Genomic DNA, 13,955 nt, shown 5'->3' with positions numbered 1-13,955 from the left:
CTGGCTGTTCGTGATCTGGCACTGCTGGCAGGACCGCGTCCCCTACGACCCCGCCCAACACCGAGCCCTCCAGACCCTCCTCAAACAAGATCAACCCACTGCTGCTTGACACAGGGCTACTCATGCGTGTCGCCTGCGGGGGGACGACCCCCCGCACCCCCCGGTTCGCTTCGCTCATGCGGTGTGCTCCGCCGGGTTCGCCGCCGCACGGCGGCGGCCGGGGGAGGAGAGGGCGAGCGTGGCACGGCACCCCGCGAGGACCCCCCACGCCAGGTCGGTGCCGGAGGTGTGGCCGATCGCCAGCAGCCGCCGGACGGCCGCGGACGGCGGCTCGTGCCCGGCGACGCAGCGCAGCACCGCGGCGATCTCCCCGCCGGCGCCGCCCGCCGCCGCGCAGTGCAGCAGCGTCGCGGCCAGCGCCGTCGTGCGGGTGCCGGCGTCCGCGGTGACGGCCGCGCCGAGCCAGTCGGCCAGCCACACCGCCGTCCCGCCCCGCCGGCCGGCGACGGCGCCGCCGACCAGCCGCAGCGACACCAGCAGCCCGCACAGGATGTCGTCCCCGCTCGGCGTCAGCCCCGGCCCGAGGCCGACGATCCGCTCGGCGGCCTCCACCGCGCCCGCGAGGTCGCCCGCCGCGCAGCACTCGGCGAGCGCCAGCGGGTCCGGATGCCCGGCGAGCCCGCCGCCCGCCATCCCCGCGGCGGCGAACGCGTCCTCCAGGACGGCGACGCCGCGGCCGAGCGCGGCGGGCTGGATCGGCCCGAGCGCGGGCGTCGGATCCCACCAGCGGCGCACCCGCACGCACAGCGCCCCGGCCTCCACGCGGCCGTCGCCGACCACCGCCTCGTCGCCCTCGCGGACGGACCGGAACGGCTGCTCGCGGCGCTCGGCGGCGACCACCACCGCGTTCGGCAGCCGGACCGCGTCGCAGGTGACGACGGCCAGCACGCGCGGTTCGGGCCCGCCGCGGATCTCCAGGTAGAGCGCGGACGGGAACACCGCGATGACCCGTGCGGCCCGCCGCGGCGGGTCCAGCAGCGGCCGCAGCGCCAGGCTCGCCGCGCCGGCGGTGGGTGGCCGCCGTCCGGGACGGGCCGGGAGCGGGATCGGGTCGCGGACGAGTGCGGTCACGGATCCTCCCGAGGCCGGTGTCGGCTGCCGCCCGGATCGCGGGCGGCCCGGCCTCCGCCGAAACGGTAGAACGGCCCTCGCACCGGACGTATGGGAAAAGCTGCCAAGGATGGTTGTCATCGTTCGTCTTTGTTGTCACTGTTGATCAGATACCGGTAGCGATCACGCCACACGCGGCGATGTACGCACCAAAAGGCGAGGTGACCCCTGGCATGAGTTACACCAGCGCGGACCCGGGCCCACCGGCCCTGCGGCTCGCGAGCACCGGCACACTGACCTACGGCCTGTCCGTCGGCGAGGTCCTCGGCGCCAGCACCCTGGACGGCGCGCGCCTCATCGCGGGACGGTCCGGGCTCGACCGGGTCGTGCAGCGGCTCAACGTGATGGAGGTCCCCGACATCCTGTCGTGGGTCAAACCGAACGAGCTGCTGCTGACCACCGGCTACCCCCTCCGCAACACCCCGCAGTCGCTGGACAACCTGGTCGCCGACCTGGACGAGCGCGGCCTCGCGGCGCTGGCCATCAAGCTCGGCCGCTACCTGGACTCGCTGCCCGCCGAGATGATCGCGCAGGCGGACCGGCGCGGCTTCCCGCTCATCCTGCTCCCCAACGACGTCGGCTTCGACGACATCCTGAACCAGGTGCTCACCGACATCCTGAACCGGCAGGCGGCCGTCCTCGCCCGCACCGAGGAGGTGCACCGGGCGCTGGTGCAGATCGTGCTGTGCGGCGGCGGGTTGCAGGAGGTCGTCGACGAGGTCGCGTCGCTGCTGGACGTCGCGGTCGTGGTGCTGGACGGCGAGCAGCGGGTGCTCGCGGGCGCCGGGCCCGACGAGCACGTCCAGGCGATGCGGGGCTTCGACGCGGGCCGGCACGCGGCGTGCGGGCGCGGCGGCTGCGGCATCATCGGCGCGCACGGCACCGGCGACCACCTGGTGGTGCCGGTCGTCGCGGGCGGCTTCGACCACGGCCGGATCATCGCGTTCACCCCGGCCGGCACGCTGCGCGGCTCCGACCTCGGCATCCTCGAGCGGGCCGCGACGGTCGCGGCGCTGGTGGTGACCAAGCAGCAGGCGGTCGCGGCGGTGGAGAGCAAGTACCGCGCCGACTTCCTGCGCGACATCCTCGCGGGCCGCGCCGGCGAGGACGACCGGGTCGTCGCGCACTGCGGCGGGTTCGGCTGGGACCTGGACCGCCCGGTGATGGTGGTCGTCGCGGAGCTGGACGGGCGGCCGCGCACCGCCTCCGGCGCGGCGGGCGCATCCGGCGCCGCCGTCCCGGCGCCGGCGCCGAGCCCGGAGAACGAGGGCAGGCCCCGCAAGCAGGGCTCCGGCGCCGGCCGCGGCCGGGCCGCCGAACAGCGGCGCGCCGCCGAGCCGGCGCGGGCGCGCGCGGCCGACCCGGACGCGGCGATGCGCGGCGTCCGCGGCGCCGAGGAGCGGGCGGCGCAGGAGCGCCTCGCCGCGGCGTGGAGCACCGCCGTGCGGCGGCACGACCGCGGCGCCGCGGTCGCCAGCTTCGCGCACGAGATCGTCGCGGTGGTCGGCGCGGACGCCGGCGCCGACGGCGGCGGCGAGCCGGCCGCGGGCGCCGTGCAGGCGATGGTGAAGGAGGCGGCGGCGCTGTTCGCCGAGCACCTGCCGGTGCGCCGCACGTTCTCCACCGGGATCAGCCGGACGGTGACGCGCCCGGCGGAGCTGCCGGAGGCCTACGAGCAGGCGGTGAAGGCCGTCCGGGTCGGGCGGCAGCTGCACGGCGCGGGCGCGCGGGCGCACTTCGACCAGCTCGGCGTGTACCGGCTGCTGAGCCTGGTGTCGGACCCGGCGGAGCTGCACGCGTTCGTCCGGGAGACCCTCGGCGATCTCGCGGTCGACGACGAGCCGGAGCTGGTGGACCTGCGCCGCACCCTGCAGGTGCTGCTGGAGACGAACCTCAACGTCGCCGAGACGGCGCGCCGGCTGCACTTCCACTACAACACGCTGCGGTACCGGATCGGCAAGCTGGAACGGATGCTCGGGGCGTTCACCGAGGACGCGCATCTGCGGCTCAACCTCACCCTCGCCCTGCACGTGCTGCGCATGCGCGGTATCTGAGCGTAGCGTCGCCGTCCCGGGTCCGCCCGGACGGCGCGCCGAACTTCGGCAGATGTCGCCGATGCCCGCCCGCCGGGGTAGATCTACCGTGCCCGCAGCGCGAGCGGGCGCGGACGCCCACGTCGACCAGGAGGAACCCCGGATGGTGATCGGCTGGAAGCTGCACGGGGACGGGCGCACGCCGCCGCCCGGCGAGGTCGTCCGGCCGGGGGAGCGGCTGTCGTGGCCGCGCACCGCCGGCATCGGCGCCCAGCACGTGGTCGCGATGTTCGGCGCGACGTTCGTGTTCCCGGTGGTGATGGGCCTCGACCCGAACCTGTCCATCATGATGTCGGGGTTCGCGACGATCCTGTTCCTGCTGATCGTCGGCGGCCGGGTGCCGAGCTACCTCGGCACCAGCGCCTCGTTCGTCGGGGCGGTCGCGGCGATCCGCGCGGCGGGCGGCGACAGCGCGCGGGTGACCGGCGCGATCCTGGTCGCGGGCGCGGTGCTGCTGGTGATCGGCGTGATCGTGCACTTCCTCGGCGGCGAGGTGATCCACCGGGTGTTCCCGCCCGTGGTGACCGGCGCGGTCGTCATGCTGATCGGGTTCAACCTGGCGCCGGTCGTGGCGAACACGTACTGGCCGCAGGACCAGTGGGTCGCGCTGGCGACGCTGTGCTTCGCGGTGTTCTGCACGGTGGTCCTGCGCGGGTTCTGGTCGCGGATCGCGATCCTGCTGGCGCTGGTGTTCGGGTTCGTCCTGTCGTGGGTGCTCGACAAGACGGCCGGGGAGATCACGTCGATGCTGCCCGGGCAGAACCTGCTGGACGGGGCCGGGAAGGCGTGCACGGCCGAGGGGCCGTTCTGCGTCGCGACGGCGTTCCCGCACGACCGGCTGAACTTCTCGGCGGTGAAGGCGGCGGACTGGTTCGGGTTCCCGCACACGCACGCGCCCGACTTCACGACCTCGGCGGTCCTGCTGGCGCTGCCTCCGGTCATCGCGCTGATCGCGGAGAACACCGGGCACGTCAAGGCGGTGGCGGCGATGACCGGCGACGACCTGAACCCGGTCCTCGGCCGCGCGATCGGCGCGGACGGCGTCGGCACGGTGCTGGCCACGGCGGTCGGCGGCTCGCCCACCACCACCTACGCCGAGAACATCGGCGTGATGGCCGCGACCCGGATCTACTCGACCGCCGCCTACTACGTCGCGGCGGTCGTGGCGGTGCTGTTCGGGCTGTGCCCGAAGTTCGGCGCGCTGGTCGCGGCGACGCCGGGCGGGGTGCTCGGCGGCATCACCGTCGTGCTGTACGGGATGATCGGGCTGCTCGGCGCGAAGATCTGGATCGAGAACCGGGTCGACTTCGGCGATCCGGTCAACCTCGTCCCGGTGGCGGCGGCGATCATCCTGGCGATCGGGAACGTCACCCTGAAGATCACCGACGACTTCCCGCTGCAGGGCATCGCGCTCGGCACGATCGCGGTGCTGGTCGGCTACCACCTGCTGAACGCGGTGCGCCGCCCGGACGGCGCGGGCGGCGGCGTCATCGCGCCGGCGGAGCGGGAGATCGGCGGGCCGGTCCGTCCGGGCGCGGCGGGCGAGCCCGGTAGACCCGGCGGACCGGGCGAGGCTTCGGACGGCGGGGGCGGCGGGAGCGATGCGGGCTGAGGGGGCGGCGCCGTGAAGCCGCCGCCGTTCCGCCACCACGCGCCCCGCACCGTCGACGAGGCGCTCGGCATGCTGGCGGACGCCCCGCGGGCCAAGGTGCTCGCGGGCGGGCAGAGCCTCATCCCGCTGCTCAACATGCGCCTCGCCGCGCCGCCCGACCTCGTCGACATCAACGGCGTCGCCGGGCTCGACACCGTCCGCTGCTGCGACGAGGGCGTGCGGGTCGGCGCGCTCGCCAGGCACGCGCGGGTGGAGCGGTCGGTGGAGGCGGCGGCCGTGCAGCCGCTGCTGGGCCGGGCGCTGCGGCACGTCGCGCATCCGGTCGTCCGCAACCGCGGCACCGTCGTCGGGAGCCTCGCGCACGCCGACCCGGCGGCGGAGCTGCCCGCGGTGCTCGCCGTCCTCGGCGGGACGGTCGAGGCCGCGTCGGCGCGGGGCCGCCGGACGATCCCGGCGGCGGAGTTCTTCGCCGGCCCGCTGGAGTCGGCGCTCGCGCCGGGGGAGCTGGCCGTCGAGGCGTTCTTCCCCGCCGCGCCGCCCCGCACCGGGACGGCGTTCACCGAGACGGCGCGGCGGCACGGCGACTACGCGCTGTCCGGCGTCGCCGCGGTCGTCGCGCTCGACGAGGACCTGCGGATCGGCGCCGCCCGCGCCGGATACCTCGGCATCGCGCCGGTGCCGCTCGTCCTGGACCTGACCGAGGCGGCGGGACCGCACGGCGACTGGCCGGCCGCCGCCGCGTACGTCCGGGAGCGGATCGACCCCGAGTCCGACATCCACGCGAGCTCCCGCTACCGCCGCCACCTCACCGGGGTACTGACGGAGAGGGCGCTGGCGTCGGCCGCGGCGGAGGCCTTGAGGAGGGCGCGGGAGTGATGGAGGAGTTCCACGACATCGCGCTGACGGTGAACGGGGTGCACCGCACGGCGCGCGTCCCGGCCCGCCGGCTGCTGTCGGACCTGCTCCGCCACGACCTCGGCCTGACCGGCACGCACGTGGGCTGCGAGCACGGCGTCTGCGGCTGCTGCACGGTGCTGATGGACGGTGACCCGGTGCGGTCCTGCCTGACGTTCGCGGTGACGGCCGCCGGACACGACGTCACGACCGTCGAGGGCCTCGCCGCGCCGGACGGCACGCCGTCGCCGGTCCAGCGGGCGTTCCGCGAATGCCACGGCCTGCAATGCGGCTTCTGCACGCCCGGTTTCCTGTGCACCGTGACCGCGCTGCTGCGGGAGACGCCGCGACCGACGGAGGACGAGGTGCTCGAAGGCATCTCCGGGAACCTGTGCCGCTGCACCGGCTACCAGAACATCGTGAAGTCGGTGCACCGCGCCGCCGAACTGCTCGCGGAAGCGGGCGTGGACGCGGACGCGGGCGCCGGCCCGGAAGGCGAGGCCTGATGGGGACCCGCGTGTTCGGCGAGCCGGTCCGGCGCCGCGAGGACGCCCGGCTCCTCACCGGCCGGGGCCGCTACCTGGACGACCTCGGCCGGGACGCGCTCGCGGCGGCGTTCGTCCGGTCCCCGCACGCGCACGCCCGCATCACCGGCATCGACGTGTCCGACGCGCTCGACGTGGACGGCCTCGTCGCCGTCTACACCTGGGAGGACCTGCCGGGACGCGTCGGCGAGCCGCTGCCGCTGCTCATCCCGCACCCCGCCCTGACGCACGGCCGCACCGGGTACCCGCTGGCCCGCGACGTCGTCCGGCACGTCGGCGAGCCCGTCGCGATGGTCGTCGCCCGCGACCGGTACCTCGCCGAGGACGCCGCCGAGCGCATCCGCGTCGAGTACGAGCCGCTGCCCGCCGTCGTCGGCATCGAGAACGCCGAGCGCGCCGACCACCTCGTCCACGACGACGTCCCCGGCAACGTCGGCGCCGTCCTGCTCCAGGAGACCGGCGACGCCGCCGCGGCGATCGACGCGGCGCCGCACACGCTGGAGTTCCGGCTGTCGATCGAGCGGTCGGCGTCCACGCCGCTGGAAGGGCGCGGCGTGTACGCGCGGTGGGACGCCGACGACGGGTCGCTGCGCGTGTACTCCTCCACGCAGGCGTCGACGAGCGTGCGCGCCGCGATCGCGGCGCGGCTCGGCCTGCCGAACGGCAAGGTCGAGGTCGTCGCGCCGGACGTCGGCGGCGGGTTCGGCGTGAAGATCGTCCATCCGTGGCCGGAGGAGGTGCTCGTCCCGTGGGCGGCGCGGCTCCTCGACCGCGAGATCAAGTGGACCGAGGACCGCCGCGAGCACTTCGTCGCCGCCGCCCACGAGCGCGGCCAGCTCCAGGACGTCCGCGTCGGGTTCGACGACGCCGGCCGCGTCCTCGGCCTGGACGTGCGGATCCTGCACGACCACGGCGCCTACACCCCGTACGGGATCATCATCCCGATCGTCACGTCCACGCAGCTGCTCGGCCCGTACAAGATCGGCGCGTACCGGGCGGAGGTCGTCAGCCTCTACACCAACACCCTCATCGTCACGCCGTACCGGGGCGCGGGCCGCCCGCAGGGCGTGTTCTGCATGGAGCGGACGATGGACCGCATCGCCCGCCACCTCGGCCTCGACCGCGCCGACGTGCGTTTCGCCAACTTCATCCAGCCCGATGAGTTCCCCTACGACCAGGGCCTGACGTTCCAGGACGGCCGCCCGCTGATCTACGACTCCGGCGACTACCCCGAGCTGCTGCGCAAGGTCCGCGAGCTGATCGGCTGGGACGGGTTCGAGGCGGAGCGGAAGGCCGCCGCGCGCCGCGGCCGCCGCATCGGCATCGGGCTCGGCGTGTACGTCGAGGGCACGGGCGTCGGCCCGTACGAGGGCGGGCACGTCGAGATCGACACGGCCGGGCGGGTGCACGTGTCGACCGGGCTGACCTCGCAGGGCCAGGGCCACGAGACCGTGTTCGCGCAGATCGCCGCCGCCGAGCTCGGCGTACCGATCCGGGACGTGCACGTCACGACCGGCGACACGCGCCGGTTCGGGTACGCGGTCGGCACGTTCGCCTCGCGCGCCGCGGTGATGAGCGGCAACGCGATCGCGCTGGCGTGCCGGAAGGTCCGCGACAAGGCGCTGCGGATCGCGGGGGAGGCCCTCGAGGCCGACCCGCGCGACCTGGACATCACCGACGGGGTCGTGCACGTCCGCGGCGACACCTCGGCGTCCGTCCCGCTGCGGACGGTCGCGGTCCTGTCGAACCCGCTGCGGTACGCGTTCGACGCGGAGACCGCCGCCGCGACGCAGTTCGCGGTGGGCCGGCCGGCGACCGAGCCGCCCGTCGCGGAGGGGGACGAGCCCGGGCTGGAGGGGCGCGGCTACTACTCGCCCGTCCGGTCGACGTTCGCCGCCGGCGCGCACGCCGCGATCGTGGAGACCGACCCGGACACCGCCGAGATCGCGATCCTGCGGTACGCGGTCGTGCACGACTGCGGGAGGCTCGTCAACCCGATGGTCGTCGAGGGCCAGATCCACGGCGGCGTCGCGCAGGGCGTCGGCGGCGCCCTCTACGAGCGGATGGTCTACGACGAGTCCGGCCAGCTGCTGAACGCCTCGTTCATGGACTTCCTCATGCCGTACGCGACGGAGGTCCCGCGCATCGAGACCGACCACCTGGAGACGCCGTCGCCGCTGAACCCGCTCGGCATCAAGGGCGCGGGCGAGGCCGGCGTGATCCCGGTGTCGGCCGTCGTCGCGTCCGCCGTCGAGGACGCCGAGGGGCTGCGCGTCGAGGCGATGCCGCTGTCCCCGGACGCCCTGTACGAGCTGCGCGAACGGGCGTCCGAAGACCCGGGCCTGCGCGTCCGGGAGGGCCCGCGCGCCGGGGCGGGCCCCGGAGGTCAGTTCGCGGCGGGCGTGTCGGGCGCGTTGCCGCCGAGCGAGCGCGGCAGGTAGTTCTGCACGGCGGCGGGCCGCAGCCCGGCCTGCCGGATCCAGCCGAGGATCATCCGGAACTCCCCGGCCAGGCCCTTGCGGTAGTGCATCAGGATGATGTCGCCGGGCTTGAAGCCCTTGCCGCCGTCGGCCCGCGCGAACCCGTTGTAGCCGACGCCGGGCCCGGACGTGCCGTTGTAGAACTCCGCCGTCCAGGTGAGGATCGACTTCATCCCGCAGTCCTTGGACGCCTGCCGCGTCGCCTGGTTGTAGGCGCCGAACGGCGGCCGGAAGATCTGCGGGCGGCGGCCGTACTCGCGCTGGATCGCATCCGCCGAGTCGCAGATCTGCCGCTTCTGCGCGTCGGGGGCGAGCGACGGCATGTTCGGGTGCGTGACGGTGTGGTCCTCGATCTGCGAGCCCGCGTTGCGCATCGCGAGGAAGTACTGGCCCTGGCCGTGCAGGTACGTCGTCGTCAGGAACGTCAGGATCGGCACCTTCTCCTTGCGGACGATGTCCACGAACTCCGAGTCGTAGGTGTAGCCGTCGTCGATGGTGAGGAAGACGACGCGCTCGGTGGTGTCGATGTGGTCGATGACCGGCGGGAGCCCGTCCGCCGACGGCTTCGGCGGCGTCCACGTGCCGGGCTTCGGCATCGCCCACCGCTGGTCGGCGAGCACCGAGGACAGCTGCGCCCGCATCGACGGCCCGGAGTCGCCGCCGGCCTCGGCCCGCATCACCGGCCAGCCGCCCGCGGCCACTCCGACGACTCCGGCGGTCACCATCGCGATCACGGGCGTCTTCCCTCGCATCGGCCGCGTACTCCATTCGGTTGGGGGTTCGGTCGTTCGCTTCGGTTGACGCGCCCGCGCGCCGGGGAGTTCGCACGCGACCGAATCAGCCGGACATATCTGACCATTTCGCTGGGCCGTCGCCGGGGACCCGCCGCATCCTCGGCGGGTCATGTCAGATGTTGCCGTTCGGCACGGCGCATGCGTTCCCTAGAGTCGGACCATGGTGCGTCCTGAAAGCTGGCCGAGGCCTACGGGTGGAAGTCCCGTGCGGGTAGGCACTGGAGCGCCCGCTAGCAGGTCCCGGTCCGTCGGAGAGACGCCTTGTTCCAGGGTCAGCCCGTCGGGTTCCTCCGGGGTAGGGAGGGCGGCACGTGTGCACGGTCTCGGCCGGAACAGGGGAGACCCGTCTGACCACGCCTTCGTCGGGCACGAGACCGGACGTATAAGCCGATGGTGAAGTCGTCTGGAGGGCAGCGGGAGTCCGAGAGGGGCGTAGTACCTGTGATCGGCGTGCAACAGAACGCGCCGGGAGGGAAGGGCCCTCACTTTGATCACGCCGTGGGAGAGGGTAAGCGCGAGGGCATGGCCGGGACCGCCCGGTCCAACGACCCGGCCGGGCGTCAGCCCGGCGTAGCGGGAGGCGGGGCAGGCCGCGGTGATGGCCGCCCGTCGATCGTGAAAGTGCGACGACTTCAACGACGGCTATGGGCTGCGGCCAAGCAGTCTCCGGAGCGGCGTTTCCATGCCCTGTTCGACCGTATCCACAGGGGTGACGTCCTGTGGGAGGCGTGGGGACGGGTCCGGGCCAATCGCGGTGCCGCCGGGGTCGATCGGGTGACCCTGGCGTTCCTGGAAGAGGAGTACGGGGTCTCTCGCCTGCTGGCGGAGCTCCAGGCCGATCTTCGGGAAAGCCGTTACCGTCCCTCGCCGACGCGGCGGGTGGACATACGGGTCCTCATCGGTCTGGAACGGATATCCGCCAAGTGATCGCGGACCTGAATCCGATCCTGCGTGGATGGGGCAACTACTTCCGAACCGGGAACGCCGCCGACAAGTTCCAGCAGATCGACAGCTACGTCGTCTGGCGCCTGAACCGTCTGATGGAGAAGAAGCGGGGCAGGAACCTGCGGGCCGGCCAGGCCCAGCAGTGGGACGAGGCGCGGTTCAACGGGCACGGCCTGTATCGCCTACGAGGCACCGTCCGCTACCCAGGAGCTGCGTAACCATGTCAAGAAGATCATCGGTAAGCCGTGTTCGGGAAAACCGCACGTACGGATTGAAAGGGGGATGGGGAACCGGACCGTTCGCGGCACCGCGCCCCTGACTACCAATGCAGGTCAACGGCAGTGCCAGCGTCGCCGCGCCGCTCGCCCGCGTCTGGGACGCGCTCCAGGACCCGGCCGTGCTCGCCCGGACGATCCCCGGGTGCCGCTCCCTCGAGGAGACCGGCCCCGACACCTACCGCATGACGGTCACCGCGGGCGTCGCGTCCATCCAGGGCACCTACGTCGGACGCGTCGAGCTCGCCGACCCCGACCCGCCGCACGCGTTCACGCTGCGCGCGCAGGGCCAGGGCACGCCCGGCACGGTGGACGCGACGGTCCGCGTCCGGCTGTCGGACGGCGGCGGCTCCACCCGCGTCGACTACGCCGCCGACGCGGTCGTCGGCGGGATGATCGGCGGCGTCGGGCAGCGGATGCTCGGCGGCGTCGCCAAGCGGACGGCCGGGGAGTTCTTCGCCGCCGTCGAACGCGACCTCACCGCCCCGCCCGCCGAGCCGGAGCCGCCGTCCCCCGCCCCGCGGGAGGCGCCGTCCCCCGCCCCGCGGGCCGCGCCCTCTCCCGCCGCCCGGCCGGAGACCGGCCGGGTCTTCCCAGGCCGCGCCGCCGCCGAACCGCCCGCGTCCAGCGCGATGCCCGGTGCGCCGATGGTCGCCGCGTTCCTCGCCGGCGGCGCCGTCGCCCTCGCCGGCGTCGCCCTCGGCCACCTCCTCGCCCGCCGCCGCCGTTGACTTGTGGCGTGTCGTGGTTATCGACGCCGTTTTAACCACGACACGCCACAAGTCAACGTGGTTCAGGGGTCGCGGCGTTCGAAGAGGATCAGGGCGGCGGCCAGGACGAGCGCCGTGTAGACCGCGAACACGCCGAGGCCCGTCCACGGGGCGAGGGAACCGGACTTGTGCACCGGGTCGAGGATCGCGCCGCCGGCGTTGGACGGCAGGAACTTGTTGACGGTGTCGCCCCACGTGCTCGGCAGGAAGCCGCCCGCGATGCCGAGCACGAACAGCACCACGAACAGCAGCACGACCGAGCCCGCGGTGTGCCGCAGCAGCGTCCCGATGCCGAGCGCGAGGATCGCGACCAGCGCCAGGTAGACCCCGCCGCCGATCACCGCGCGCAGCACCCCGGGGTCGCCGATCGAGCCGTCGAGGTGCTTGGACGCGAGGATGCCCTGCGCCGCGTAGAACGAGGCGAACGTCACGACGATCCCGACCGCCAGCACGACCGCGCCCAGCACCAGGGTCTTGGCGGCCAGGTACGCGGCGCGCCGCGGCACCGCCGTCAGCGCAGTCTTGATCATTCCGGTGGTGTGCTCGGCGGTGATGACCAGCACGCCCAGCGCGCCGAAGACCACCAGGCCGAAGTAGTAGGCGACCTGCGTCGGCAGCATCGGGGTGAACGTCGCGCGGTCGCGGGCGCTCATCTGGTCGAAGGACGCGGTGAACGCCAGCGCCCACAGCGCGGAGAACCCGACCAGCACGACCGCGCCGGCCAGCAGCGTCCAGAACGTCGACCGGACCGTCAGGATCTTCGTCCACTCCGCGGACAGCACGTGCCCGAACCGGACGCGCCGGGCGTCCCGGCGCGGACCCGTCCCCGCGGCGGCGGCCGGGGCGCTCACGCGCCCGACCCCGGCGGAACCGGAGCCGCCGCGCCCGGCACGCCGGCGTGGTACTGGACGGCCTCGCCGGTCAGCCGCATGAACGCCTCCTCCAGGGAGGGCTGGACGGTCGCCAGCTCGTGCAGCCGCAGCCCGTGGTCGGCGGCGACGTCGCCGATCTCCGCCGCCCGCGCCCCGTACACGCGCAGCGCGCCGTCCGGGGCGGGCTCCAGCCGCCGCCCCGGCCCCGCCAGCAGCCGCGCCAGCTCGGCTGCCTGCGGCGACCGCACCAGCACGTGGCTGGTCGCGTTCGCGCCGATGAACTCGGCCATCCCGGTGTCGGCGAGGATGCGGCCCCGGCCGATGACGACGAGGTGCTCGGCGGTCAGCGCCATCTCCGACATCAGGTGGCTGGAGACGAACACGGTGCGGCCCTCCCGCGCGAGCCGCCGCATCAGCGTGCGGATCCACAGGATGCCCTCCGGGTCCAGCCCGTTCACCGGCTCGTCGAACATCAGCACGCCGGGGTCGCCGAGCAGCGCGGCGGCGATGCCGAGCCGCTGCCCCATGCCGAGCGAGAACCCCTTGGACCGCTTCTTCGCGACGCTCCGCAGCCCGACGAGGTCCAGCACCTCGTCCACGCGCCGGCGCGGGATCGCGTTGCTCTTGGCCAGGCACAGCAGGTGGTTGTAGGCGCTGCGGCCGCCGTGCGCGTTGCGGGCGTCGAGGAGCGCGCCGACCTCGCGCAGCGGTGCGCCGAGCGTGCGGTAGCGGCGGCCGCCGACGGTGACCTCGCCGGCGGTCGGACGGTCCAAACCGAGGATCATCCGCATCGTCGTCGTCTTGCCTGCGCCGTTCGGGCCGAGGAAGCCGGTCACCCGGCCCGGCGCGACGCTGAAGGTGGCGCGGTCGACGGCGGTGGTGTCGCCGTACCGCTTCGTCAGCCCGCGCGCCTCGATCATGAACGTCTGATACCGGACGGGCCGTCCCCGGAAACGGCGGCGGCGGGCGACCGGCCGGATTTTCACCGCCCGATTGCCCGCCGTTGGGCCGCGCGCAGGCGCGCGGACCCGCGGTCCTAGTTCACCGCGACCAGGTCGACGACGAAGATCAGCGTCTCGCCGGGCTTGATCGCCGGGCTCGGGCTGCGGTCGCCGTAGGCCAGGTGCGGCGGGATGACCAGCTTGCGCCGGCCGCCGACCTTCATCCCGGCGATGCCCATGTCCCAGCCCTTGATGACGCGCCCGGAGCCGAGCTCGAAGTCCAGCGTGCCGCCCCGGTTCCAGGACGCGTCGAACTCCTCGCCGGTGGACCAGGAGACGCCGACGTAGTGCATCGACACGGTCGAGCCCTTCACGGCCTCGGGGCCGTCGCCCTTGGTGATGTCGGTGATGTCGAGGTGCGCGGGCGGCTGCCCCTCGGGGAAGTCGATCTCGGGGCGTTCAAGCGCCATGAACGGGCTCCAGCGGTGTCGTCGGGTTCGTTTTTCGGACGGCTGCCCAGCCTAGCGCCGCGCCCGCGGCGGCGGCGCGTCCCCCGTCCGCGGC

At 74.0% G+C, this 13,955-nt stretch carries 13 protein-coding genes; 8 read left to right on the top strand and 5 right to left on the bottom strand.

The features are described 5' to 3' along the window. Positions 1-174: 174 nt before the first annotated feature. Positions 175-1,131: a DUF2877 domain-containing protein gene (locus F8568_RS50645; protein ID WP_151596908.1), complete on the bottom strand. Its 957-nt coding sequence runs from the start codon at positions 1,129-1,131 to the stop codon at positions 175-177. A 212-nt stretch (positions 1,132-1,343) separates the two neighbouring features. Here F8568_RS50645 and F8568_RS29240 point away from each other — a divergent pair, with 212 nt between their 5' ends. The 5 genes from F8568_RS29240 to cutA all read left to right on the top strand — a co-directional run bounded on the left by F8568_RS29240 (position 1,344) and on the right by cutA (position 8,755). After that, on the top strand, positions 1,344-3,224 hold the full coding sequence (locus F8568_RS29240; RefSeq protein ID WP_151596907.1) for a PucR family transcriptional regulator: 1,881 nt from the start codon (positions 1,344-1,346) through the stop codon (positions 3,222-3,224). 142 nt (positions 3,225-3,366) lie between these two features. Continuing rightward, entirely contained in the window at positions 3,367-4,875 is a 1,509-nt protein-coding gene (locus F8568_RS29235; protein ID WP_151596919.1) for a uracil-xanthine permease family protein, read from the top strand. Positions 4,876-4,887: 12 nt separating this feature from the next. Then, positions 4,888-5,751 carry an FAD binding domain-containing protein gene (locus F8568_RS50640; protein WP_151596906.1) on the top strand — a complete coding sequence of 288 codons (864 nt, stop codon included), beginning with the start codon at positions 4,888-4,890 and terminating at the stop codon, positions 5,749-5,751. Further along, positions 5,751-6,275 carry a (2Fe-2S)-binding protein gene (locus tag F8568_RS29225; RefSeq protein ID WP_151596905.1) on the top strand — a complete coding sequence of 175 codons (525 nt, stop codon included), beginning with the start codon at positions 5,751-5,753 and terminating at the stop codon, positions 6,273-6,275. Before F8568_RS50640 ends, F8568_RS29225 begins: the two co-directional genes overlap by 1 nt. Further along, positions 6,275-8,755 carry an aerobic carbon-monoxide dehydrogenase large subunit gene (cutA, locus tag F8568_RS29220; protein WP_151596904.1) on the top strand — a complete coding sequence of 827 codons (2,481 nt, stop codon included), beginning with the start codon at positions 6,275-6,277 and terminating at the stop codon, positions 8,753-8,755. Before F8568_RS29225 ends, cutA begins: the two co-directional genes overlap by 1 nt. Here cutA and F8568_RS29215 read toward each other — a convergent pair. Continuing rightward, entirely contained in the window at positions 8,701-9,546 is an 846-nt protein-coding gene (locus F8568_RS29215) for a polysaccharide deacetylase family protein (RefSeq protein ID WP_151596903.1), read from the bottom strand. The two genes, cutA and F8568_RS29215, sit on opposite strands and share 55 nt — an antisense overlap. 564 nt (positions 9,547-10,110) lie before the next feature. Between F8568_RS29215 and F8568_RS47085 the strand changes: the two genes are divergently transcribed. The 3 genes from F8568_RS47085 (at position 10,111) to F8568_RS29205 (ending at position 11,539) form a co-directional block, all read left to right on the top strand. Next, complete coding sequence (locus F8568_RS47085; protein WP_202125489.1) at positions 10,111-10,515, top strand: hypothetical protein; 405 nt, start codon at positions 10,111-10,113, stop codon at positions 10,513-10,515. Beyond that, a complete protein-coding gene (locus tag F8568_RS29210) occupies positions 10,512-10,751 on the top strand; it encodes a group II intron maturase-specific domain-containing protein (protein ID WP_328601069.1) in 240 nt (79 codons plus the stop codon). Before F8568_RS47085 ends, F8568_RS29210 begins: the two co-directional genes overlap by 4 nt. A gap of 107 nt (positions 10,752-10,858) precedes the next feature. Continuing rightward, positions 10,859-11,539, top strand: coding sequence for an SRPBCC family protein (locus tag F8568_RS29205; protein ID WP_151596902.1), 681 nt, complete (start codon positions 10,859-10,861; stop codon positions 11,537-11,539). Positions 11,540-11,601: 62 nt separating this feature from the next. Here F8568_RS29205 and F8568_RS29200 read toward each other — a convergent pair whose 3' ends face one another. The 3 genes from F8568_RS29200 to F8568_RS29190 form a co-directional block, all read right to left on the bottom strand. After that, positions 11,602-12,429, bottom strand: coding sequence for an ABC transporter permease subunit (locus F8568_RS29200; RefSeq protein ID WP_151596901.1), 828 nt, complete (start codon positions 12,427-12,429; stop codon positions 11,602-11,604). Beyond that, entirely contained in the window at positions 12,426-13,370 is a 945-nt protein-coding gene (locus F8568_RS29195; protein ID WP_151596900.1) for an ABC transporter ATP-binding protein, read from the bottom strand. The genes F8568_RS29200 and F8568_RS29195 overlap by 4 nt, the downstream gene beginning before the upstream one ends. A gap of 116 nt (positions 13,371-13,486) precedes the next feature. Further along, positions 13,487-13,861, bottom strand: coding sequence for an FKBP-type peptidyl-prolyl cis-trans isomerase (locus tag F8568_RS29190; RefSeq protein WP_151596899.1), 375 nt, complete (start codon positions 13,859-13,861; stop codon positions 13,487-13,489). Positions 13,862-13,955 lie beyond the last annotated feature (94 nt).

This window comes from Actinomadura physcomitrii, from assembly GCF_008923205.2.
Taxonomy (GTDB): domain Bacteria; phylum Actinomycetota; class Actinomycetes; order Streptosporangiales; family Streptosporangiaceae; genus Spirillospora; species Spirillospora physcomitrii.
Note: the sequence above shows the minus strand (reverse complement) of the source record. Positions and strands in the feature narration are given on the sequence as shown.